The 23,013-nt window shown below is 70.0% G+C and carries 17 protein-coding genes and 1 pseudogene; 3 read left to right on the forward strand and 15 right to left on the reverse strand.

Annotated elements, in window-relative coordinates; all coding sequences use genetic code 11:
• Positions 1-13 precede the first annotated feature (13 nt).
• The 13 genes and pseudogenes from pgi to ACWC09_RS42415 all read right to left on the reverse strand — a co-directional run bounded on the left by pgi (position 14) and on the right by ACWC09_RS42415 (position 16,212).
• The gene (gene pgi / locus ACWC09_RS42355) at positions 14-1,669 is read right to left on the reverse strand and encodes a glucose-6-phosphate isomerase (protein ID WP_450856383.1); all 1,656 of its coding nucleotides are present in this window, start codon (positions 1,667-1,669) and stop codon (positions 14-16) included.
• Between the two features lie 52 nt (positions 1,670-1,721).
• Positions 1,722-2,990 carry an MFS transporter gene (locus ACWC09_RS42360; RefSeq protein WP_450856384.1) on the reverse strand — a complete coding sequence of 423 codons (1,269 nt, stop codon included), beginning with the start codon at positions 2,988-2,990 and terminating at the stop codon, positions 1,722-1,724.
• Between the two features lie 145 nt (positions 2,991-3,135).
• Positions 3,136-3,471, reverse strand: a complete 336-nt coding sequence (locus ACWC09_RS42365) for an RNA polymerase-binding protein RbpA (protein ID WP_003976875.1) — start codon at positions 3,469-3,471, stop codon at positions 3,136-3,138.
• A 211-nt stretch (positions 3,472-3,682) separates the two neighbouring features.
• Positions 3,683-3,913 (reverse strand): preprotein translocase subunit SecG, encoded by a 231-nt coding sequence (gene secG, locus ACWC09_RS42370; protein WP_356348840.1) that lies wholly within the window; start codon positions 3,911-3,913, stop codon positions 3,683-3,685.
• 102 nt (positions 3,914-4,015) lie between these two features.
• Entirely contained in the window at positions 4,016-4,792 is a 777-nt protein-coding gene (gene tpiA, locus ACWC09_RS42375) for a triose-phosphate isomerase (protein WP_450856385.1), read from the reverse strand.
• 6 nt (positions 4,793-4,798) lie between these two features.
• A complete protein-coding gene (locus ACWC09_RS42380; RefSeq protein ID WP_450856387.1) occupies positions 4,799-6,010 on the reverse strand; it encodes a phosphoglycerate kinase in 1,212 nt (403 codons plus the stop codon).
• Positions 6,011-6,149: 139 nt separating this feature from the next.
• Positions 6,150-7,157, reverse strand: a complete 1,008-nt coding sequence (gene gap / locus ACWC09_RS42385) for a type I glyceraldehyde-3-phosphate dehydrogenase (protein ID WP_361277620.1) — start codon at positions 7,155-7,157, stop codon at positions 6,150-6,152.
• 228 nt (positions 7,158-7,385) lie between these two features.
• The gene (locus ACWC09_RS42390) at positions 7,386-10,340 is read right to left on the reverse strand and encodes a M14 family zinc carboxypeptidase (RefSeq protein WP_450856389.1); all 2,955 of its coding nucleotides are present in this window, start codon (positions 10,338-10,340) and stop codon (positions 7,386-7,388) included.
• A gap of 150 nt (positions 10,341-10,490) precedes the next feature.
• Positions 10,491-11,480, reverse strand: a complete 990-nt coding sequence (gene whiA, locus ACWC09_RS42395) for a DNA-binding protein WhiA (RefSeq protein WP_404199309.1) — start codon at positions 11,478-11,480, stop codon at positions 10,491-10,493.
• Entirely contained in the window at positions 11,471-12,538 is a 1,068-nt protein-coding gene (locus ACWC09_RS42400) for a gluconeogenesis factor YvcK family protein (protein WP_450856391.1), read from the reverse strand. The genes whiA and ACWC09_RS42400 overlap by 10 nt, the downstream gene beginning before the upstream one ends.
• Positions 12,535-13,503: an RNase adapter RapZ gene (gene rapZ, locus ACWC09_RS42405; protein ID WP_450856393.1), complete on the reverse strand. Its 969-nt coding sequence runs from the start codon at positions 13,501-13,503 to the stop codon at positions 12,535-12,537. The genes ACWC09_RS42400 and rapZ overlap by 4 nt, the downstream gene beginning before the upstream one ends.
• On the reverse strand, positions 13,500-15,548 hold the full coding sequence (gene uvrC, locus ACWC09_RS42410; protein WP_450856394.1) for an excinuclease ABC subunit UvrC: 2,049 nt from the start codon (positions 15,546-15,548) through the stop codon (positions 13,500-13,502). The genes rapZ and uvrC overlap by 4 nt, the downstream gene beginning before the upstream one ends.
• Before the next feature lie 53 nt (positions 15,549-15,601).
• Positions 15,602-16,212 (reverse strand): annotated as a pseudogene (locus tag ACWC09_RS42415) (response regulator transcription factor).
• Positions 16,213-16,437: 225 nt separating this feature from the next.
• Between ACWC09_RS42415 and ACWC09_RS42420 the strand changes: the two are divergent.
• Positions 16,438-16,599: a hypothetical protein gene (locus ACWC09_RS42420; RefSeq protein WP_450856396.1), complete on the forward strand. Its 162-nt coding sequence runs from the start codon at positions 16,438-16,440 to the stop codon at positions 16,597-16,599.
• Between the two features lie 109 nt (positions 16,600-16,708).
• Here the strand turns inward: ACWC09_RS42420 and ACWC09_RS42425 are convergent, their stop codons facing one another.
• On the reverse strand, positions 16,709-19,369 hold the full coding sequence (locus tag ACWC09_RS42425) for a nitrate- and nitrite sensing domain-containing protein (RefSeq protein ID WP_450856398.1): 2,661 nt from the start codon (positions 19,367-19,369) through the stop codon (positions 16,709-16,711).
• Between the two features lie 455 nt (positions 19,370-19,824).
• Complete coding sequence (locus ACWC09_RS42430; RefSeq protein WP_450856400.1) at positions 19,825-21,183, reverse strand: ABC transporter substrate-binding protein; 1,359 nt, start codon at positions 21,181-21,183, stop codon at positions 19,825-19,827.
• Between the two features lie 204 nt (positions 21,184-21,387).
• On the opposite strand from ACWC09_RS42430, the gene ACWC09_RS42435 reads away from it, so the two are divergent.
• Complete coding sequence (locus ACWC09_RS42435) at positions 21,388-21,762, forward strand: response regulator (RefSeq protein WP_450856402.1); 375 nt, start codon at positions 21,388-21,390, stop codon at positions 21,760-21,762.
• A gap of 209 nt (positions 21,763-21,971) precedes the next feature.
• A complete protein-coding gene (locus tag ACWC09_RS42440) occupies positions 21,972-22,928 on the forward strand; it encodes a hypothetical protein (RefSeq protein ID WP_450856404.1) in 957 nt (318 codons plus the stop codon).
• The last annotated feature ends 85 nt before the right edge of the window (positions 22,929-23,013 follow it).

Below are 23,013 nucleotides of genomic sequence, written 5' to 3' on the forward strand. Positions count from 1 at the left end.
CACGGCACCCGCGTCACCGACGCCCGCGCAGCTCCCGGTACTTGGCCACCAGCGCCTTGCTGGACGCGTCCAGCCCCGGCACTTCCGCACCCTCCGTCAGCGCGGGCTCGACCCGCTTGGCCAGGACCTTGCCGAGTTCGACGCCCCACTGGTCGAAGGAGTCGATGTTCCAGACGGCGCCCTGGACGAACACCTTGTGCTCGTAGAGGGCGATGAGCTGGCCGAGGACGGACGGTGTCAGCTCGCGCGCGAGGATCGTCGTCGTCGGGTGGTTGCCCTTGAAGGTCTTGTGGGCCACCAGCTCCTCCGGCACCCCCTCCGCCCGCACCTCGTCCGGTGTCTTGCCGAAGGCCAACGCCTGTGTCTGGGCGAAGAAGTTGGCCATCAGCAGGTCGTGCTGCGCCTTGAGCCCGTCGCTCAACTCCGCGACCGGCTCGGCGAAGCCGATGAAGTCCGCCGGGATCAACTTCGTGCCCTGGTGGATGAGTTGGTAGTAGGCGTGCTGCCCGTTCGTACCCGGCGTCCCCCACACCACCGGACCGGTCTGCCAGTCGACCTCCTGCCCGTCCCGGCCCACGTACTTGCCGTTGGACTCCATGTCCAGCTGCTGCAAGTAGGCGGTGAACTTGGAGAGATAGTGGCTGTACGGCAGCACCGCGTGGGACTGGGCGTCGTGGAAGTTGCCGTACCAGATGCCCAACAGGCCTAGCAGCAACGGCACGTTGGACTCGGCCGGCGCGGTGCGGAAGTGCTCGTCGACGAGGTGGAAGCCGTCGAGCATCTCGCGGAAGCGGTCCGGGCCGATGGCGATCATCAGGGAGAGGCCGATCGCCGAGTCGTACGAGTAACGGCCGCCGACCCAGTCCCAGAACTCGAACATGTTGGCCGTGTCGATGCCGAAGTCGGCGACCTTCTCCGCGTTGGTCGACAGCGCCACGAAGTGCTGGGCGACGGCCTCCTGACCCGCCTTCAGCTCACCGAGCAGCCACTCGCGCGCCGAGGTCGCGTTGGTGATCGTCTCGATCGTGGTGAAGGTCTTGGACGCGATCACGAACAGCGTCTGGGCCGGGTCCAGGTCGCGGATGGCCTCGTGCAGGTCGGCGCCGTCGACGTTCGACACGAAGCGGACCGTGAGGTCGCGGTCGGTGTAGCCGCGCAGCACCTCGTACGCCATCGCCGGACCGAGGTCCGAGCCGCCGATGCCGATGTTGACGATGTTCTTGATGCGCCTGCCGGTATGGCCCGTCCAGGCGCCGGAGCGGATGCGCTCGGCGAAGCCGGCCATCTTGTCGAGGACGGCGTGCACACCCGGGACGACGTTCTCCCCGTCGACCTCGACCACCGCGTCACGGGGCGCCCGCAGCGCCGTGTGCAGAACCGCGCGGTTCTCCGTCGTGTTGATCTTCTCCCCGCGGAACATGGCGTCCCGCAGCCCGAACACATCGGTGGCGGCGGCCAGTTCACGCAGCAGCCGCAGGGTGTCGTCGGTGACCAGGTGCTTGGAGTAGTCGACGTACAGGTCGCCCACCTGCAGCGTGTAACCGGCGCCGCGGCCCGGGTCGGCGGCGAAGAGCTCCCGCAGATGGAGGTCGGCGAGCTCCTCGCGGTGCCCCGCCAGCGCGGTCCACTCGGGCGTCTGGTTGAGCCTGGTACGGCCGTCTGCGTTCATGTCCGACTTCAGCCTTCTTTCGTGCCTGTCCCAGCTGTTCCAACCTAGTTGATCAGCGCGGCGCGCGAGCCGTCATGGCGTCGTCCCGCGGCGCAACAACAGGTACGTCGGTCTTGCTCGCCGGTATCAACGAGGTGACGGCCAGGGCGAACAGCAGGGCCGCCAGCAGCGCCGGCCCGTTCAGCCCGTAGGCGTGGGCGACGGCTCCGCCCAGCACCGCGCCGAGCGGGGCGCCGGACGTGGACGCCGTACGGAAGGCGGAGGCCATGCGGCCGACCATGGCCTCGGGGCTGCGCTGTTGCATCAGCGTGACCTGGTTGACGTTCCACACCATGCCCATGACGCCGAGCAGCAGCATGCTCACGAGAAGGGCCGCGAGGTGCCGGACGCTGCCCATGACCAGCAGGGACGCGGTCTGGACGGTCCCGCCGAACAGCAGGGCCCGCACCCGCCCGACCCGACGCGCGATCCGCTGGGCGAGGAAGCCACCGGTGAAGCTGCCGAGCGAGTACGCCGTCATGGCGGCCGCGTACTCCGCGTTGTCGGCGTGCAGCCAGCGCGTCACATGCAGCACCAGGGTGGCGATCAGCGCGCCCATGCCGATGTTGCACAGCAGGGTGGCCAGGCAGGTCGCCCGGAGGGTGCGGTCCCGCCACAGCGCGCCCACGCCTTCGCGGATCTCCGCCCGCAGGGTGCTGCCCGCCCGCCGCGGCTCCCGCTGCGGGGGCCGTATCCGCAGCGAGGCCACCAGGGCCGCCGCCAGCAGATACGTACTCGCGTCGGCCGCGAACGGCATGAAGGCGGCGACACCGAGCAGCAGCGGCACGAACGGGCCGGCCAGCAGGCCTCCGGCGAGCTGCTGCCCGGTCATCAACCGGGCGTTGGCACCGCCCAGGGCCTCACGGTCCACCAGGGACGGCAGCAGGGCCGTGGACGCGTTGTCGAACAGCGTCTGGAGCGTGGTCAGCGCGAAGGCGAGCGCGATGAGCAGCGGGATCGAGGCGTGTCCCAGGCCCACGGCGAGCGCGAAACAGGCGACGAGCAGGCCTCGTAACGTATCCACGGCCCACATCGCCCGGCGCTGGTCCACCCGGTCCGCCACCGCTCCGCCGAGCAGCCCGAACAGCAGCCACGGGACATACCCGCAGGCGGTGACCGACGCGACGACGAGAGGCTCGTCGGACAGGCGCACGGCGACCAGCGGCAACGCGGTGTTGCGCAGCGCGTCCCCGAACCGCGAGACCACGGCGGCGGTCCACAGCCGCCCGAACCCACCCCGCCACGCGGGCGCGGAGGCACCCGTCGTCGTCACCGTCGTCACTGCTCCCCCTCACGATGCGCACGCCACGAGGCGATGAACAAACCGTAGAGGTCACCACTGACAGTCGGTCGGAGGCGGCCGGTCGACCGGCCGTGAAACGGCTCCGGCCAGGCACCCCGTTCGGTGCCCGGCCGGCTGTCGACTCCTAGATCTCGCCCCGCAGTTTGGCGAGCGCCTCGGCGAGGATCGCCTCGCCGTCCGCGTCGCTGCGCCGCTCCCGCACATACGCGAGGTGCGTCTTGTAGGGCTCGGTGCGCGGCGGGTCCGGCGGGTTGTCCCGGTCCTGCCCGGCCGGGAAGCCACAGCGCGGGCAGTCCCAGGTCTCGGGAACCTGCGCGTCGCTGGCGAAGCTGGGCTGCGTCTCGTGCCCGTTCGAGCACCAGAAGGAGATGCGCAGACGCGGCGCGGACTCGCCGCGCTCGGCCTCGCCCATCGGCCCCGCCCCGACCCGGCTACCTCGGATCGCGTTGCCACTTGCCACGGTCGTAACTCCCTGCGTGATGGTGCCGCGAAGCGAGTCGGCGTTTCGCTTCGTTGCGAGCGCCTCAGTCTACGTAAGGCCCAACGCACGTCCAGTGGTTGGAGTTACAGCCCCCATACCTAGACGCAAGCCCCATGATAGGCCGCGCTCAGCTGCGCGTACCGAACATGGGGCCTTACGTGCGGAATGTACGTGCTGTGTGTGTTGCTGCTCAGCTGTTCGTCTTCATGATGATGCCGAGTACGACAATGCACGCGAACCACAGCAGACCGACCACGATCGTGATGCGGTCCAGGTTGCGCTCGGCGACCGAGGAGCCACCGACGGACGACTGCATGCCGCCACCGAACATGTCGGAGAGGCCGCCGCCCTTGCCCTTGTGCATCAGCACCAGCAGCATCATCAGCAGGCTGAAGACGATCAGGGCGATCGAGAACCCCAAAACCACGGCTGGACCAACTTCCTCGGATTCGGATGAACGACGGGGGCACAGCACCACGGCTGTGCCCCCGCAAGAGTACGACGGATCGCCGCTAGGGCCTACTCACTGGTCGCGGAAGCGCACGATCTTGACGAACTCATCGGCGTCGAGCGAGGCACCGCCCACGAGCGCACCGTCGATGTCGGCCTGCGCCATGATCTCCGCGACGTTGCCGGCCTTGACGGAGCCGCCGTACTGGATGCGGACCCGGTCGGCCAGCTCCTGGGTGTACAGCTCGGCGATCTTGCCGCGGATGGCGGCGCAGACCTCCTGGGCGTCCTCGGCGCCGCAGACCTTGCCGGTGCCGATGGCCCAGACGGGCTCGTAGGCGATCACGACGGTCTCGGCCTGCTCGGCCGGGAGGTCCTTGAGACCGCCCTCGACCTGGGCGAGCGTATGCCTGACGTGGTTGCCCGCCTCGCGCACGTCCAGTTCCTCACCGACGCACAGGATCGGGGTCAGACCGTGCTTGTAGGCGGCCTTGACCTTGGCGTTGACGATCTCGTCCGTCTCCGCGTGGTACTGCCGGCGCTCGGAGTGGCCGATGGCCACGTACGTGCACTTCAGCTTGGCCAGCATCGGGCCCGAGATCTCGCCGGTGTAGGCACCGCCGTCGTGCGCCGAGATGTCCTGGGCGCCGTACTTGATCTTGAGCTTGTCGCCGTCGACCAGGGTCTGCACGGAGCGCAGGTCGGTGAAGGGCGGCAGGACGGCGACCTCGACGGCCTCGTAGTCCTTGTCGGCCAGGGCGAAGGCGAGCTTCTGGACGTGCGCGATGGCCTCGAGGTGGTTGAGGTTCATCTTCCAGTTGCCCGCCATGATCGGCGTGCGCGTGCTCATAAGGGGTCAGTCCTCCAGTGCGGCGAGGCCGGGGAGCGTCTTGCCCTCGAGGTATTCGAGGGAGGCGCCACCACCGGTCGAGATGTGGCCGAATGCGTTCTCGTCGAAGCCCAGGAGGCGCACGGCCGCGGCGGAGTCGCCGCCGCCGACGACCGTGAAGGCCGGGGAGTCGAGGAGGGCCTGGGCGACCGCCTTGGTGCCCTCGGCGAAATCGGGGTGCTCGAAGACGCCCATCGGGCCGTTCCAGAAGACGGTGGCGGCGTCGGCGATCTTCGAGGCGTACTGCTTGCGGGACTCCGGACCGATGTCCAGGCCCATCTGGTCGGCGGGTACGGCGTCCGCGGCGACGGTGACGGGGTTCGCCGACGCCTTGGTCTTCAGGTCCGGGAACGCCGGGGCGGCCACCACGTCGACGGGCAGCACCAGCTCGACGCCGGTCTTCTCGGCGCGCTCGATGTACTCCAGGACCGCCGGGATCTGGTCCTCCTGAAGGAGGGACTTGCCGACCTCGTAGCCCTTGGCCTTGAGGAAGGTGTAGGCCATACCGCCACCGATGAGGAGACGGTCGGCCTTGCCGAGCAGCTCGTCGATGACGGCGAGCTTGTCGGAGACCTTGGCGCCGCCGAGCACGACGACGTAGGGGCGCTGCACCTCGTCGGTGAGCTTCTTCAGTACGGCGACCTCGCCCGCGATGAGGTAGCCGGCGGCGTGCGGCAGGCGGGCCGGGAGGTCGAAGACCGAGGCGTGCTTGCGGTGCACGGCGCCGAAGCCGTCGCCCACGTACACGTCCGCGAGGGCGGCCAGCCGGTCGGCGAACTCGCCGCGCTCGGTGTCGTCCTTGGAGGTCTCGCCGGCGTTGAAGCGCAGGTTCTCGATGACCGCGACCTGGCCGGGCTGGAGGCCGTTCACCGCGTCGTGCGCGGCGGGGCCGACGGTGTCCTGGGCGAACGCGACCGGGGCGCCGAGGAGTTCACCGAGGCGCTCGGCGGCGGGCAGCAGCGAGAAGGCCGGGTCCGGGGCGCCCTTGGGGCGGCCGAGGTGCGAGGCGACGACCACCTTGGCGCCCGCCTCGGCGAGGGCCTTGATGGTGGGCAGTACGGCGCGGATGCGGCCGTCGTCGGTGATGAGGCCGTCGGCGAGCGGCACGTTGAGGTCGGCGCGGACGAAGACCCGCTTGCCGTCCACGCCTTCGGCGAGAAGTTCGTCGATCGTCTTCATAAGGGGACACTCCTGGTGAGGGCTGCTCTGATCGTACGAGGGCTGTTCTGTACGTGAGTCAGGGCCCGGGCGGCGCGTCCCTGCGCTGCCCGAGCCCTGCGTTCACATCAAAGTGCCTGCTCTGTGGATCGGATCTGGATCAGAGCTGGTTGCCGACGAAGACCGTGAGGTCGACGAGGCGGTTGGAGTAGCCCCACTCGTTGTCGTACCAGCCGAGGATCTTCACCGACTTGCCCTCCTGGACCATGGTCAGGGAGGAGTCGAAGGTGCAGGAGGCCGGGTCGCTGACGATGTCCGAGGAGACGATCGGGTCCTCGGTGTACGCCAGGTAGCCCTGGAGCTCGCCCTCGGAGGCCTTCTTGAACGCGGCGTTGACCTCGTCCTTGGTGACCTCGCGCTCCAGCTCCACGACCAGGTCGGTGGCCGAACCGGTGGGGACCGGGACGCGCATCGCGATGCCGTCGAGCTTGCCCTTGAGCTGGGGCAGGACCAGGGCGGTGGCCTTGGCGGCACCGGTCGTGGTCGGGATGATGTTCTCCGCGGCGGCGCGGGCGCGGCGCAGGTCGGAGTGCGGGAAGTCCAGGATGCGCTGGTCGTTCGTGTACGCGTGGACCGTGGTCATCAGGCCCTTGACGATGCCGAAGTTCTCGTCGAGGACCTTCGCCATCGGCGCCACACAGTTGGTGGTGCAGGAGGCGTTGGAGATGACGTGGTGCTTGGCCGCGTCGTACTTGTTCTCGTTGACGCCCATCACGATGGTGATGTCCTCGTCCTTGGCCGGAGCCGAGATGAGGACCTTCTTGGCGCCGCCGGCGATGTGCTTCTCGGCGTCGGCCTTCTTGGTGAAGATGCCGGTCGACTCGACGACGATGTCGACGCCCAGCTCGCCCCACGGGATGTCGGCGGGGTTGCGCTCGGACAGGACCTTGATGGTCTTGCCGTCGACGGTGATCGTGTCGGCGGTGTGCGAGACCTCGGCCTTGAGGCGGCCCAGGATGGTGTCGTACTTCAGCAGGTGGGCGGTGGTTGCGGTGTCACCCAGGTCGTTGACAGCCACGATCTCGATGTCAGCACCCTGCTCCAGCAGTGCGCGGAAGTAGTTGCGACCGATACGACCGAAGCCGTTGATGCCTACGCGGATCGTCACGAACCGATCTCCTCGTTGGTACGCCGGCCATGCGGTGCCGGCGAGCTCTGTTTGGGATGTCCCCGACCACCCCCGACCCTACCTCCCTGAGGCCCCCGGAGTGACATCGAGATGCCGCATACACGGGCAGGCGGTCCGTACCCGCCAGTAGGGGTATGGACCGCCCGGGCCGAAAGGTCCTGTCACTCGATGTGACTACGGTGAGCTAGTCATCGTTGACCAGGGGGTTCACCCTCCGAGGGCCGCGAGGGCCTTCTTGACGAGGGTGGCCCGGTCGGCCGCCGAGGCGACGTGCTCCAGGCCGAAGCCCAGCAGCACGGTCCGGTCGGTGGTGACGGCGCCGTAGGTCTTGAAGAGGGCCCCGGTGCGCGCCCAGTCCTCAAGGACGGCCGGGCTGCCCGCGGGCGGTCCGGGCACGCTCCAGGCGCCCAGCGACGCCTCGAAGCCCTCGGTCTGGGTCGGCGTGCCGCCCACGACGAGCGAGGCGTCGTCGGCGAGGACTCCGTGGCCGCCGGTGCCCGGGTCGGTGACATAGCTGATCGAGACCTCGACGGACTTGCCGGCGTAGGCGCTCAGGTCGTAGTTGACCTGCTGCCAACCGCTGGAGGCGCCGGTGAGGCTGTTCCAGGAGCCGCTGGTGCCGGTCGCCGTGCAGGCGTTGGACCCCACGGTCAGGTAGTGCTTCAGCCAGGGGTGCTCGCCCACCAGGAAGCCCGCCCCGCAGTCCGACGGCACAGCCGTGCTGGTCGCGCCGCCCGCCTCCGGGAGGGTCGTCCAGTCGTCGGCGCCGGTGGTGTGGGCCTCGACGATCACATGGTCGTAGCCGGGCTCGGTGTCCCACAGCAGATGGCTGCGCAGGGTCGGCTTCTGGACCGTGCTCACGCCGCTGAGGTCGATGGTGCGGGTGAGGCGCTTGTACGCGTCGTCGGTGTGCACGGCGGCCGCCATGTAGGAGCCCGCGTACGGCCCGTACGGATTGACCGTCCCGGCGAACTGGCCCGCGCCCGCGCCGGCGAACTGCGGGTACTTGTCGACGGGCAGCGAGTCGGAGGTGACGGAGTAGGTGCCCGCCTTGTCGAGCGGGTTGCCGGGTGCCGCGCCGAGCGCCCCGCCGGCGCCGTCGAGCTTGCCGGAGCCGGTGAAACCGGTGGCCCCGGGGGTCGACGTACGCGAGTAGGCACCCAGGTAGTACTGGCTGAAGTCGTCCGACAGGGTTCCGCCGCCGAGGTCGACGTTGCCGCCGGCCTGCTCGCCCGCCTCGATCAGCTTGCCGCCCTCGTTGAGGTAGGCGCGCAGCTGGAGCTGGGTGGCGTTGCCGGGGACGCCCGCGCCGGTGTAGTGGACGACCGTCTTGAAGTGCTTCAGCACGCCGAGCGCGTCGGGCGCGCCCTGGGTCGCGACATCCCAGACAACGGCCTTACGGCCATTGGCCTTCAGCGCGTCCACATACGTCTGCGCCTGCGTGGCGGCCGCGCCCTCCTCGGCGACGACGAGCGTGTCGGCCTTGGCCCGCTGGGCGACGGTGTAGGTGAAGTGCTCGCTGGAGACCTTCTTGCCGCCCCTGCTCCGTCCGGTGAACCAGACCTCGACCTTGTCGCCCGGGTCGCCGTCCTTCACCTTGGCCCGGTACGCGTCGAAGTGCAGGTTGTCGTCACCGCCGTAGGTCTCGCCGCCCTTCCAGGCCCTGAGGTCCTGGTCCTGCGTACGGCCGCCGTTCACGCGGTACTTGAGCTCCTTGTCGCGCACGGACTTCCGTACGACGACCGAGACCTCCTGGTCGGCACCGCGGGAGTACGACGTGGCGAACTTCGCCGGGGTGAAGTCGGCGGCCTTCAGACCGAGCGAGGAGGACGGGACGTCGGGGTGCTCGGCGGTCTCGGCGACCGAGAGCGCGAACGGGATGTTCTTCTCGAACTCCTGCTGGATCAGCTTCTCGTCGTCCGGGAAGTTGAACACGGACTGGCAGTCGGCGGCCTTCCACTGGTCGTTCGGGTCGATGTTCGACGCGCTCTGACAGGTCGACATCTCCGGGGTGAACATCGACATGCCGTTGACGTTGGCCGCGTGGCCGTCCGCCTCGCCGTTGGTGGTGTACAGCTCCGAGGAGACCTGCGGGCGGTAGCCGGGGATCGCGGAGTTGCCGGGTGTACCGGCGAGCGCCTTGTAGATCACGTCGTCGGGCGTGGGGGTGGCCACCTGCCAGCCGACGCCGTAGAGGAGGAGTTCGGCGGCGGAGTGGTAGTTGACGCCGTACGAGAACCCGATCCGCTTCTCGAAGGTGTCCAGCGCCCTGGTCTCGGGCTCGGACTCCGGGGCCGCGCCGCGGTAGGTCTCACTGGTCGGGTTGGGGGACGAACCCTCGTCGTCGTAGCCCCACTTGTAGCCGAAGTTGCGGTTGAGGTCGACGCCGTCCCCGACGGAGATGACGCCGTCGCCGTTGACGTCCCGCAGGTTCTTGCGCCACAGGCGGGTGTCGGAGTTCTTGAAGGTGTAGTCGTAGCCGTCGGGGTTGGCCGAGAGGACGAACCACAGCTCGGTGGAGTCGACGATCTTCTTGATGCGCTTGTTCTTCTTGTAGTTGTCCAGGTAGTAGTGCATCAGCCGCCGGGTCATCTCCGGCGTGATCCACTCGCGCGCGTGCTGGTTGGAGACGTAGAGGACGGAGGGTTTCGAGCCGTCCTTGGACTTCCGGGCGCCCTTGGTCAGTTTGAGCGCGAGGATGTCCTGGCCGTTGACCGTCTTGCCGATGGACTCGACCTTGGCGAGGTCGGGGTGCTGCTGCCCGGTCCGGACGATCTCCTCCTTGAGACCACCGCTGCCGCCGTACGGGCGGAACACGCCCTCGGCGGCGACGCCGACCCGTTTCTCCGCCTTGGCCGAAAGCGTGTGCTCGGTGAGGTCGACGCCCTGCTTCCGAAGCGACTTGGCCTGCTGACCGGTGAGGTAGACCTCGACGGTGGCCTTCCCCTTCGCGGGGACCTGCTCGCCGAGTTCGTGGCCGTCCTGTCCGGCGGCCAGCAGCAGGGGCACCTGCTTGGCGGTGATGTCGGCGCGGTAGACGTTGACCTCGCCCGGATCTTGTCCCTGCGAAGTTCCGTTCTGAGCCTGGGCGATGGGTGCGAGGCTCGCTCCGCCGAGCAGGAGCGCGCCGACAGCGAGGATCGATCTCGCTCTGGGTCTCATGAACCCCCCTAGCAATCTTTCGTCACGGCGACGAATTGCTGCCAGGCTCATGCCAGTTCACAGCGGAGTCAAGGGCGACACAAAGCCAGTCAAAGACCGGTGCCGACGCCCAAGTGGGCGTCGGCACCGGCTTGTTGGACTTTCGGTTGATCAGCCGACCAGATTGTCGGCCATCTCCTCGGTGATGCTGGACTCCGTGCCCGGGATGCCGAGGTCGGAGGCGCGCTTGTCGGCCATCGCGAGCAGGCGGCGGATACGGCCGGCCACGGCGTCCTTGGTCAGCGGCGGGTCGGCGAGCGCGCCCAACTCCTCCAGGGAGGCCTGCTTGTGGTCCATGCGCAGGCGCCCGGCGGCCGCGAGATGCTCGGGGACCTCGTCACCGAGGATCTCCAGCGCGCGCTGGACACGGGCGCCGGCGGCGACGGCGGCGCGGGCGGAGCGGCGCAGGTTGGCGTCGTCGAAGTTGGCGAGACGGTTCGCCGTGGCCCGCACCTCGCGGCGCATCCGGCGCTCCTCCCAGGCCAGCACCGACTCGTGCGCGCCCAGGCGGGTGAGCAGGGCGCCGATCGCGTCGCCGTCCCGGACGACCACGCGGTCCACGCCGCGTACCTCACGGGCCTTCGCGGCGATCGACAGGCGGCGCGCCGCGCCGACCAGGGCGAGCGCGGCCTCGGGGCCCGGGCAGGTCACCTCCAGGGAGGAGGAGCGGCCGGGCTCGGTGAGCGAGCCGTGCGCCAGGAAGGCCCCGCGCCAGGCGGCCTCCGCGTCGCAGGTGGCCCCCGAGACCACCTGCGGGGGCAGGCCGCGGATCGGGCGCCCCCGCCCGTCCACCAGGCCGGTCTGCCGGGCCAGCTGGTCACCGCCGGCGACGACCCGGACGACGTAGCGCGAGCCGCGGCGCAGTCCGCCCGGTGCCATCACGATCAGTTCGGAGCTGTGGCCGAAGATCTCCAGGATGTCCCGCTTCAGGCGCCGGGCCGCCATCGCGGTGTCCAGCTCCGCCTCGATCACGATGCGCCCGCTGACCAGGTGGAGGCCGCCGGCGAACCGCAGAATGGCGGAGACCTCCGCCTTCCTGCAGCAGGTCCGGGTGACGGGGAGCCGGGAGATCTCGTCCTTCACCGCTGCCGTCATCGCCATGGGCCGATCCTTCCATGCATCCGAAAAATACGGTCGTACGCGGCGGCCAGCAGCTCCGGGTCGTGCCGCGGAGTTCCGTCTCTCCGTGCCACCGGGGCCAGCTCGACCGCGGCCCCGAGCCGTCCCGCGGCCTCGGTGAGCACATCACGGTCGGGCACGGCGGCCTCGTCGGCCAGCACCACGTCCAGGGCGAGTTTAGGGGCGTGTCGTCCCAAAACCTCCAAATGACGCTGCGGGGAGAAGCCGTCGGTTTCTCCGGGCTGCGGGGCGAGGTTCAGCGAGAGTACCCGGCGTGCCTTGGTCTCGGTGAGCGCGTCGAGCAGTTCCGGCACGAGCAGGTGCGGGATGACCGACGAGAACCAGGAACCGGGGCCGAGGACGACCCAGTCCGCGTCCAGGACGGCGTCCACGGCCTCGGGGACGGCCGGCGGGTCGTGCGGCACGAGGTGCACGGACTGCACCTCGCCGGGCGTGAGGGCGACGGTCGCCTGTCCCCGTACGGTGTCCACGTCCTCCGGCCGGTCCGGGTCGTGCCCCTTGACCAGGGCCTGCAGCTCCAGGGGTACGGCGGACATGGGCAGCACGCGCCCGTGCGCGCCGAGGAGTCTGCCGACCAGGTCGAGGGCCTGGACGTGGTCGCCGAGCTGCTCCCACAGGGCCACGATCAGCAGGTTGCCGACCGCGTGCTCGTGCAGGTCGCCCTTGGACTGGAAGCGGTGCTGGATGACGCGGGCCCAGGTCTGGCCCCACTCGTCGTCCCCGCACAGCGCGGCCAGGGCCTTGCGCAGATCACCCGGGGGGAGCACACCCAGCTCGTCGCGGAGGCGCCCGCTGGAGCCGCCGTCGTCGGCCACGGTGACGACGGCGGTGAGGTCGCCGGTGATCCGGCGCAGCGCGGCGAGCGAGGCGGACAGGCCCATGCCGCCGCCGAGGGCGACGACCTTGGGCTGGGCGCCGCGTCGGCGCGGCCGGGCCCCGCGGGCCTCGACGGGTCGGCCCACACGTGACTCGGGCACCACCCGGCGCAGCCTGCCCAGCCGCGAAGATCGTTCCGTCATTCGCGTCCCATGTCCCGGTGCACGACCACCGTCTCCACACCCTCGGCGGCGAGGCGGGCGGCGAGCTTCTCCGATGTGGCGACCGAGCGGTGCTTGCCGCCCGTGCAGCCGATGGCGATCGTCACGTACCGCTTGCCCTCGCGCCGGTATCCGGCCGCTATGAGCCTCAGCAGCTCGGCGTACCGGTCGATGAACTCCTTGGCGCCGGGCTGGTTGAAGACGTAGGCCGACACCTCCTCGTTGAGGCCGGTGAAGGGGCGCAGCTCCGGGACCCAGTGCGGGTTGGGCAGGAAGCGCATGTCCGCGACCAGGTCGGCGTCGACCGGGAGGCCGTACTTGAACCCGAAGGACATGACCGTGGCCCGCAGCTCGGGCTCCTCCTCGCCGGCGAACTGGGCGTCCATCTTGGCGCGCAGCTCGTGCACGTTGAGGCTGGAGGTGTCGATCACCAGGTCGGCGTCACCGCGCAGCTCGCGCAGCAGTTCGCGCTCGGCGGCGATGCCGTCGACGATACGGCCGTCGCCCTGGAGGGGGTGCGGGCGGCGGACCGACTCGAAGCGGCGGACCAGGGCGTCGTCGGAGGACTCCAGGAAGACGATCCGTCGGGTGACGCCCCGGCCGTCGAGGTCGGCGAGGGACTCGCGCAGGTTGTCGAAGAAGCGCCGGCCCCGGACGTCCACGACGACCGCGATCCGGGCCACATTGCCCTGCGAGCGGGCGCCGAGCTCCACCATGGTGGGGATCAGCGCGGGCGGCAGGTTGTCGACGACGAACCAGCCGAGGTCCTCGAGACACTTGGCGGCCGTCGACCGTCCCGCGCCGGACATGCCGGAGATGATCACCAACTCGGGGATGGCCGCCTCGGGAATGGCGGCCGCGTCGCCGGTCGTGCCCGTGCTCACCTGTGCTCCGTCTCCGCCTTGGCCGGTCTGGCCGTCTTGCTCGTCGTGCTTGTTCACATTCATGTCTCCTGCCCCCGTCGTTCGTCCGGGGCGCCCGTCGTCACGGGCTCCCCACGGGAACCCATGGTGCCGGGTTCCTCTTCCATGATCTCTCCAGTCGCCGTATTGACGGCTGGTGCGGCCGGGGCCGCCTGGGCGAGGGCGACGGCGATCGTCTCGGCCGTCTTACGGCCTATGCCGGGTACCTCGCAGATCTGGTCGATGGTGGCGGACTTCAGTTTCTTCAATGAACCGAAATGTTTAAGAAGTGCCTGCTTCCGGGTGTCGCCGAGGCCGGGCACGTCGTCCAAGGGGCTGGAACGGAAGCGCTTGGCCCGCTTGGTGCGCTGGTAGGTGATCGCGAACCGGTGCGCCTCGTCGCGGACGCGTTGCAGCAGGTAGAGGCCCTCGCTGGTACGGGGCAGAACGACCGGGTCCTCCTCGTCCGGCAGCCAGACCTCCTCCAGGCGCTTGGCGAGACCGCAGACGGCGACGTCGTCGATGCCCAGCTCGTCGAGGGCCTTCTTGGCCGCGGCGACCTGGGGCCGGCCGCCGTCGACGACGACGAGCTGAGGCGGGTAGGCGAACTTCTTGGGCCGGCCCTCGTCGTCCTTGAAACCATTGTCCGACTCACCGTCGACGGCGTCCTCCATCCACTCGCCGGTCCTCTCCTTCTCGGCGAGATAGCGGCGGAAGCGGCGGTTGATCACCTCGTGCATGGAGCGGACGTCGTCCTGACCCTCGAAGCCCTTGATCTGGAAGCGGCGGTACTCGCTCTTGCGCTGCAGGCCGTCCTCGAAGACGACCATGGAGGCCACGACGTCGTCCCCCTGGAGGTGGGAGATGTCGTAGCACTCGATGCGGAGGGGGGCGCTGTCCAGGTCGAGGGCCTCGGCGATCTCCTCCAGGGCGCGCGAGCGCGTGGTGAGGTCGGAGGCACGCTTGGTCTTGTGCAGCACGAGCGCCTGCTGGGCGTTGCGCTCCACGGTCTCCATCAGGGCCTTCTTGTCGCCGCGCTGCGGGATGCGCAGCGAGACGTTCGACCCCCGGCGCTCGGCGAGCCACTCCTGGACGGGCTCGACCGGGTCGGGCAGGGCCGGGACGAGGACCTCCTTGGGAACGGAGTCGCCCTTCTCCTCGCCGTACAGCTGCTGCAGGGCGTGTTCGACCAGGGCGCCGGTGGTGATCTCCTCGACCTTGTCGGTGACCCAGCCACGCTGACCACGGACACGTCCGCCGCGGACGTGGAAGATCTGGACGGCAGCCTCCAGCTCGTCCTCGGCGACCGCGATCAGGTCGGCGTCGGTCGCGTCGGCGAGCACGACCGCGTTCTTCTCCATGGCCTTCTTGAGGGCCTCGATGTCGTCCCGCAGCCGGGCGGCCCGCTCGTACTCCATCTCCTCGGCGGCGTCGGTCATCCGCTTCTCGAGGCGGCGGATGTACGTGCCGGTGCGGCCGGCCATGAAGTCGCAGAACTCCTCGGCGAGTTCGCGGTGTTCCTCGTCCGAGACGCGGCCGACGCAGGGGGCCGAGCACTTGCCGATGTAGCCGAGCAGGCAGGGGCGGCCGGTGCGGGTGGCGTTCTTGAAGACGCCGGCCGAGCAGGTGCGCACGGGGAAGACACGCAGGAGGAGGTCCACGGTGTCGCGGATCGCCCACGCGTGCCCGTACGGCCCGAAGTACCTGACGCCCTTCCGCTTCTGACCGCGCATCACCTGTACACGCGGGAACTCCTCGTTCATCGTCACCGCGAGGTACGGGTAGCTCTTGTCGTCGCGGTACTTGACGTTGAACCGGGGGTCGAACTCCTTGATCCAGGAGTACTCCAGCTGCAGCGCCTCGACCTCCGTGGACACCACGGTCCACTCCACGGACGCGGCGGTGGTGACCATCGTCCGGGTGCGCGGGTGCAGGTTCGCCAGGTCCTGGAAGTAGTTCGCCAGGCGCTGACGCAGGCTTTTCGCCTTTCCGACGTAGATCACCCGGCGGTGCTCGTCGCGGAACCTGTACACCCCGGGAGAGTCCGGGATCTGTCCCGGCTTGGGGCGGTAGCTGGAGGGGTCGGCCATGTCTCACACCCTACTGGCGAGGGCTGACAGTGCGGCGGGGCTGTGGACAACGCCTACCGCGACTCCAGGAAGGTCAGGACGGCCAGCACTCTGCGGTGGTCGTCCGTGTCCTCGGTGAGGTGGAGCTTGCCGAGGATGCTGCGGACGTGTTTCTCGACCGTGCCCTCGGTGACCCACAGGCGGCGGCCTATGCCGGCGTTGGAGCGGCCCTCGGCCATGAGGGCGAGGACCTCCTTCTCGCGGGCGCTGAGGTGCGCGAGGGGGTCGTCGCGGCGGTGGACCGAGAAGAGTTCCTGCACCAGGGAGGGGTCGACGACCGAGCCGCCCCGGTGGATGCGCTCCAGGGCCTCGATGAACTCGTCGACGACCGTCACCCGGCTCTTGAGCAGGTAACCGATCTTGCGGCCGCTCGCCAGCAGTTCCAGCGCCTCCTCGACCTCGACGAACGCCGACAGGACGAGGATGCCGGTGTCGGGGTGGCGCTCGCGGATCGTGCGGGCCGCCTTGAGGCCCTCGGTGGAGTGGTCCGGCGGCATTCTCCGGCCTGCCCCACCACCTCGTACCCGACCCGCTCGCACAGGCTCGCCAGCCCCTCCCGGAGCAGCACGTCGTCGTCGGCGAGGACGACCCGTCCCCGCGCGGGTTGCTGCGATGCGTCGTCCATGGCCCCGGCTCCCCTTGCCCGACCGATCCGTGCGCGCCCAACAGCCTGCCCGACCGGCGGGGTTCCGGCTAGCCGGAAGCGGAATTGGAGGCCTGCCAGGACGACAGGAGGACGTGTCCGCGCGATTCTCTTACCAGTGCAGATGCAAGTGGATCGACCGGCTCGGGCGAGGGTCTGCCAGCCAGGCCCCGGAGCCGGCGGTCACATGTCGAAGGGCTGCGGGAAATGCGTCGGACGCGGATCGAGAAGCCACGGCGGCCGGTCCGCACCCGCCGGTACGTCGACGACACGCACGCGTGGAGCGACGTACTGGATCCCAGGGACCTCGACATAGTGCGCGCCAAGCGCCTGCGATCCGCACAGGAAGGCGGCACCGACCGCCCCTAGAGCCGGACGGACGCCTCTCCGTCCGACAGGACCGCCCGGAGCGTACGCGACGTCACCGAGTCCAGGACTCCCCCGCCTGGGCGAACTCCCCTGCGTGCGCCTCGGGCGGTCACATGTGTGCCGGCGGTCCGCTCAGCGGCAGCCGTACGTGCATCCTCGTGCCCTCTTCCGGCGGACTGCTCACGTCCAGCTTGCCGCCGATCGCCTCGACGCGGTCGATGAGGCCGATGAGGCCGGAGCCGCTGCGGGTCTCGGCGCCGCCGACACCGTCGTCCGCGATGGTCAGCTCCAGGACGTCGTCACAGATCCGGGCCTCGACGCTCACCACGCGCGCGTGGGCGTGTTTGGCGGCGTTGGTGAGGCACTCGGAGGTCACGTAGTACGCGGCCACTTCCACCTGCTCGGGGAGGCGGGCCTTGGGCAGTCGGAGGTCGAGCTCCACGGGGACAGCTGAGCGGCGGGCCAGGGAGCGCAGAGCGGGGCCCAGGCCGCCCTTGGAGAGAATGGCCGGGTGGATGCCGCGGGCCACCTGGAGCAGGTCCTGGAAGGCGTCGTCGAGTCCCTTGCTGACGTGGGCCAGCTGCTCGGCGAGCTCGGACCCCGGGTCGGTGACCATGGACTCGGCCAGCCGCAGGTCGAGTTGGAGGGCTACGAGCCGCTGCTGGACCCCGTCGTGCAGATCGCGTTCGATACGACGCCGGGAGGCGTCACCGGCGGCCACGACGCGCGCGCGTGAGGCGGTCAGTTCGGCGCGACTGTCGGCGTTGGCGATCGCGGTCGCGATGAGCTCGGTGAAGTCGGCCAGCCGCGACTCGGTCCCCTCGGCCAGCGCGTCCAGCGGGGAGGCCGCGACGACGAAGCCCCACAGCCGGTCCTCGACGACGATCGGCGCGGCCACGGCCCGGTCGGCGCGGGCCGCGCGCCGCGTCCGGGTCACCTCGTGGACCGCCTGGCGTGCGGCGTCACGCCGGGCGTCGCGCGAGGCCCGTTCGTGCTCGCCCAGGAGTTCGTGTGCGGTTCCGAGGACCGTACGGCTGCCGTCGGGCTCGTGTCTGAGGACGGCCGCGGTGGTGTTGAGCAGGTCTCCCACCTCCTCCGCCACCCTCGCGAACACCTGGGAGGGCGGGGCGCCGCGGGCCACCAGGGTGGCGACCCGGCGCAGCGCGGCCTGTTCGCGGGTGTGGCGGCGGCTCTCGGTGACGTCGCGGGCGGCGGCGTAGATGAGGCCCTCCTCGGGGACCGGCCGGGCACTCCACTGGAGCCAGCACTCTGTGCCGTCCTGGCGCAGATACCGGTTCTCGAACTCGGCGACCTCGACGCCCCTCTCCAGCCGTTCGAAGGCCATGCGCGTGCCGGCGCGGTCCTCCTGGTGGACGAACTCGATGAACGGCTTGGACAGCAGCGTGCGTGCCGGGTATCCGAGGGTGCGCTCGAAGGCGGGGTTGACCCGCTTGAAGTAGCCGTCGACCCCGGAGATGCACAGCAGGTCGAGGGAGAGGTTGAAGATGCTCTCCAGCTCCTCCTCGGCCTTCTCGCTCCGATCGTGCGCCGCGGCGAAGGACGCCATGGTGCCGTTCATGCCGTCCAGCAGCTGGGCCCAGGTGCCGTCGAAGGAGTCGACGTCGGCCCGGTGTCCCAGCCGGTTGTCGTCGATGGCGGTGTGCATGGAACGGATCTCTGCGGCCAGTCGTTCAGTGGTCACCCGCAGTTCGCGGAACGTGTCGGCGACGTCCCCCAGTTCGTCGCGTCCCGCGTAGCGGATGTCGTACGACAGATCGCCGTCCGACAGGGCTCGCGCGCCCGCGGCGACCTCGCCGAGGGGCCGGGTGATCGAGCGCCGCAGGGCCAGGGCGAGGAGGGTGACGAGGCACAGGACGGACAGGGAGACGAAGAGGTCGCGCCATGCGCGGGTCTCGGCGGTGTGCAGGTCGTGGGCGGCCGTGTCGGCGAGTTGGCGTGCGGCCTGGTCCTGGATGCCGCGCAGGGAGTCGATGCGTGCCTCGGAGTCGGCGAGCCAGCGGTCGTACGAGGGCAGACGGGTCGACTGGGGGCCGGACTTGGTGAGTGTGTCGCGGACCGTGCGCACGGCCCGGCCGGGGGGCTCGAACTGCTTGCTGTACAGCTCGGCCCGCAGCCGGTCGGAGGTGTTCTGCCGGAACTCCCGCAGCTGGGACTCCTCCAGCGCGGACCAGCGTTCGGCGGCCGTGGGACGGCGGTCGGAGGGCGTGTCGAGCAGGATGGCCACCTCCGCGCGCTCCCGCTCGCCGGCCTCGATCGCCTCCAGGAGTGCGATGTGGGCGTCGGCCGCGCGGCCCGCAGCCCTGGTGGGCCGTCCGGATTCGAGACCGGCGGCGGTGTCGAGCAGCTGATCCTCGACGCTCTGGTACTGGTCCACGACCGAGCGCGCGGCGAGCGAGCCGGTGCCCGTCTGTACCCGCAGCGAGTGCAGTTGGCGGCCGACGGCGTCGAGCCGCCCCGCGACGTCCGACTGCGACCAGGGCGCGGCCCGGCCTGCGGCCCGCGACAGCGCACGGTCCACGGCCCGCTCGGCTGCCCTCCGTTCGGCCAGGGTGACCGGCCCGGGTCTCAGCCGGGCCAGTACGGCGGCGATCCGCTCCCGCGCGACGGCGCGGGAGAGCTCGGTCGTCCCGTACGACACCCCGATCGCCGTGTGGAAGCGGTCCAGCGTGTGTGCCTCCTGCCCCTGGGCGACGGCGCTGAAGGCGGTGAAGGCGAGCATGCCGGTCACCGGTAGCAACACCAGGAGCATCAGCTTGCGGCCGACCCGGAGGCGGGCGAGAAACGGCGGGCGGTTGCCACGGAGGAGATGCGACTCGGGCGTCGTAGTCCTTCTTCGTGCGATGCGCCGTCCGAGCGGGGAGCGCGGTGGTCTTCCCGACGGAGCGCGTCCTGCGAGTCCGGGGCGGTGCACGGCCGGGCCTCAGTGTCCGGTGGGCGGGGAGTACCGGCACCGCTCGGTGCGGGCGATCGCCGGACGGGTCGCCGGTATCGCACCGTTGACGTCCGTCATGAGCACCACCTCGTCGGGCTCAGCGGGAAGGCCACCCGTGACGGTGCTATGGCGCCCGGTGTCCCGCCTTGCGGAGTTTCCTCAGGATGCCCGTGAACCCGTCCGTGGTCCAGGCATCAACGATCCGAAGCCGTGGCCGAAGATGCCGAGGCCGAACAACTCTGCCTGGCAGGAGTCCTGTTGGAGCAAGGCCCTCATGGCCCCTTCTGGGGGTAGCCGTCGTGGGCCGTCACGTCCTTGTCGACGGCTTTGGCCGCTTGGTCGAGCGTGGCCTGCACCGGAGCCCGGTGCAGCATGATCTTCGCGAAGGCGTCGCCGAAGGCCGTGGTGATCGCCGGGTAGGCGGGCGTCTGGGGCCGTGGACGCGCGATGCCGTCGCGCAGTTGCTCGATGAAGAGGTGCTCGCCCCCGCCCGTGTCGTAGTTCGGCGAGAGCTTCACGGCGCTGCTTGTGGCGGGGATGCCGCCGTTGGCGACGCTCATCCGGTGGATCTGCTGCGGCTCGAACAGGTAGGCGAGGAAGCTCCAGACCGCGTCGCCGTCGGTGGCCCCGGAGGTGATGCCCCACTGCCAGGAGCCCATCCCGGTGACCGTGCCATGACCGAAGTCGGGCAGCGGCACGATCGCCACGTCGCCCGGGAACGCCTTGGTGTACTCCGGGTACCGCCAGTGCCCGCCCCAGGAGATGACGCTACGGCCCTTGTCGAACGCCCTCTGGTCCTTGTCGGGGTCGATGTAGCCCGCCTTGCTCCACCTCTGCATCACGGTGAGCGCCTTGACGGACTCCGGGCCGTTCAGAAAGCCGTCGGCGGTGCGGAAGGTCTTCGGATCGACGAGGTCACCGCCCGCCGACCACACCGCGGGCGCGAAGCCGTACGTGTTCCACTCGTCGCCCCTCGCCACGTACACGAGCCCGATGTCGAGCGGTGTCCGGTATCCCTGCTTGCGCAACTTGGCGAGAATGGTGGTCAGTTCGCGTGCGGTCCAGGCGTCCTGCGCGCCCTTGGGGATACGGATGCCCGCCTTCCGCAGCACCGACGGCCGTATGTACAGCCCCATCCCGGAGTCGAAGGCGCCGATGCCGTACATGCGTCCCGCGTACGTGCCCTGCCGGCGCACGGAGGGCAGCAGATCGTCCCGCACGTTCCCGGGGACGCAGGAGTCGATCGGTTTGAGCTTGCCCGACCAGGCGTAGCTGTAGAGGTTCGGCCCGTCGAAGTCGAGCAGGTCGGGCAGGTCGCCGCTGGCCGCGGCGGACTCGACCAGGTCGCTGTAGGGGCGCTGCTCGGGCAGCTTGACGAGTTCGACACGCACCTTCTTCTGTGCCTTGTTGAACTCCTTGACCTGCTTCTGCAGGGTGCCGACCTCGCCGGGCGGTCCCGAGTGGTACCACACCCTGACATGGGCGGTCCCGTCGATCCTGCCGTCGCAGGTGGTGTCGCTCGGCGTCTTGTTCGCCTTGCCGTCCCCGCTTCCGCCACCGCCGCATCCGGCCAACAGCAGCGCTGCGCCCGCCAGCCCCGAGACCAGAACCTTGCTGAGCGACGCCTTCATAGCGCACCCCCACTCGACCGGATCTTCGGCCTCCCCAGGGCGGCCCCATGCTACCGCCGGTGATGGGCCGCTGCGCTGGGTAAGCGGGAACCCGCTTGTTCGGCACAGGACTTCAGCACATTCCAGCTGACCGGTACCACCGGCCGCCGACAGTTTCCGGCTAGCCGGAAAGCGCAATCACCCCTCGCTTGGCACCCTGTCCGCATGTCCCTGCGCTGTCTTCTCGTCGATGACAGCATCCGGTTCCTGGAGGCCGCACGCACCCTGCTCGAACGCGACGGAATACCCGTCGTCGGCCTGGCCTCGACGGGTGCGGAGGCTCTCGCGCGAGCGGCGGAACTCACCCCGGACATCGTCCTGGTGGATCTCGACCTCGACGGGGAGAGCGGTTTCGACGTCGCCGTGCAGCTCGCCGGTCGCGTCTCCTCCGTCATCGTCCTGATCTCCACCCACTCCCTGGAGGACTTCGAGGAACTGGTCGCCGGCAGTCCGGCCCGCGGCTTCCTGCACAAGTCCGACCTGTCCGCACGAGCGATCCGGCAGGTCCTGGGCAGCGACGGGACGGCCGCGCCGACCTGAGGCGACCGACCGCGTCTCGGCCAGGAGTACACGGCTGTTGGGCATCAGGTGTTGTCGGGACTTGGTCAACACGCTTCAATGCGGGGGAACTCGGGGCCGTGAACGACGGCGTACGGATGTGACGACGCCTCGACGCCGACGGGGTGACCCCGGGGCCGCACGAACCCGGCCCGACCAGCCGTAGCGAGCATTCACAGAAAGGCCCCTGCATGCCGCACGCCACACAGCACGCGGATGTCGCCACCGTCGCCACCGCGGAACTGGAATCGGCCCTGCGCGGCGGGCCCTTCCATGTCGCGCTGCGCGCCGCCATCGCCGCCCGGGGGCTGCCGCTGCAGCGTGTCCAGCACCATCTGTCGCGCTACGGGGTCAAGGTCGGTGTCACCAGCCTGAGTTACTGGCAGCAGGGCGCCCGCCGCCCGCAGCGCCCGGAGTCCCTGCGGGCCGTACGCGCGCTGGAGGAGATCCTCCAGCTGCCGGAGGAGTCCCTGATCCGGCTGCTCGCCGAGACCGACGAGCGCCCTGGTGCCGAGCGGCCCGCCGGCCGTTCGTACCGCTCCCTGGTGGCGGCCTCGGACGTCCTGGACCGGATGCTGGCCGAGTTGAACCTGCCGCCGGACGGCGGGCTGCACACCCTCGGGCACCACGAGCGGGTCCACATCGGCGCGCACCGCGAGCTGGCGGGGCGCGAGTCGCACCACATCGTGCGCGCCCACAAGGACGGCGTCGACCGCTTCGTCGCCGTCCACCACGGTGACCCGGGGTGCGCGCCGGAGCGCATGGGCGTGCACGCCCTGGAGAACTGCCGCACGGGACGCGTGCGCGTGCACCACGACACCGGCGTGCTCGTGGCCGAGCTGCTCTTCGACACGCGTCTTCGGGCCGGCGACACCTTCCTCTTCCGCTACGGCGTCGAGGACGGCACCGCCGGCGTCTCCCGCGAGTACGTCCGCGGATTCGGTCCGGCGGGCGGACAGTACGCGCTCCAGGTGCGCTTCGACCAGCGGGCGTTGCCGGTGCGCTGCCACCGGTTCGCCCAGCACTCGGCGGCGGCCCCGCGCAGCGGACGCCAGGAACTCGTCCTCAGCGGCCACCACCACTCGGTCCACCTCGTGGAGCCGCGGGTGCGGACGGGGGTCGTGGGGATCGGGTGGGACTGGGAGTGAGTGGTCGGTGAGGGCCACGGGTCGGCGGCCGCCTCGGTTGACGCCTGACACCGTGAACGGCCTGCGGGTGCGACTTCTTCAGCGG

It is taken from the genome of Streptomyces sp. NPDC001617, from assembly GCF_053596855.1.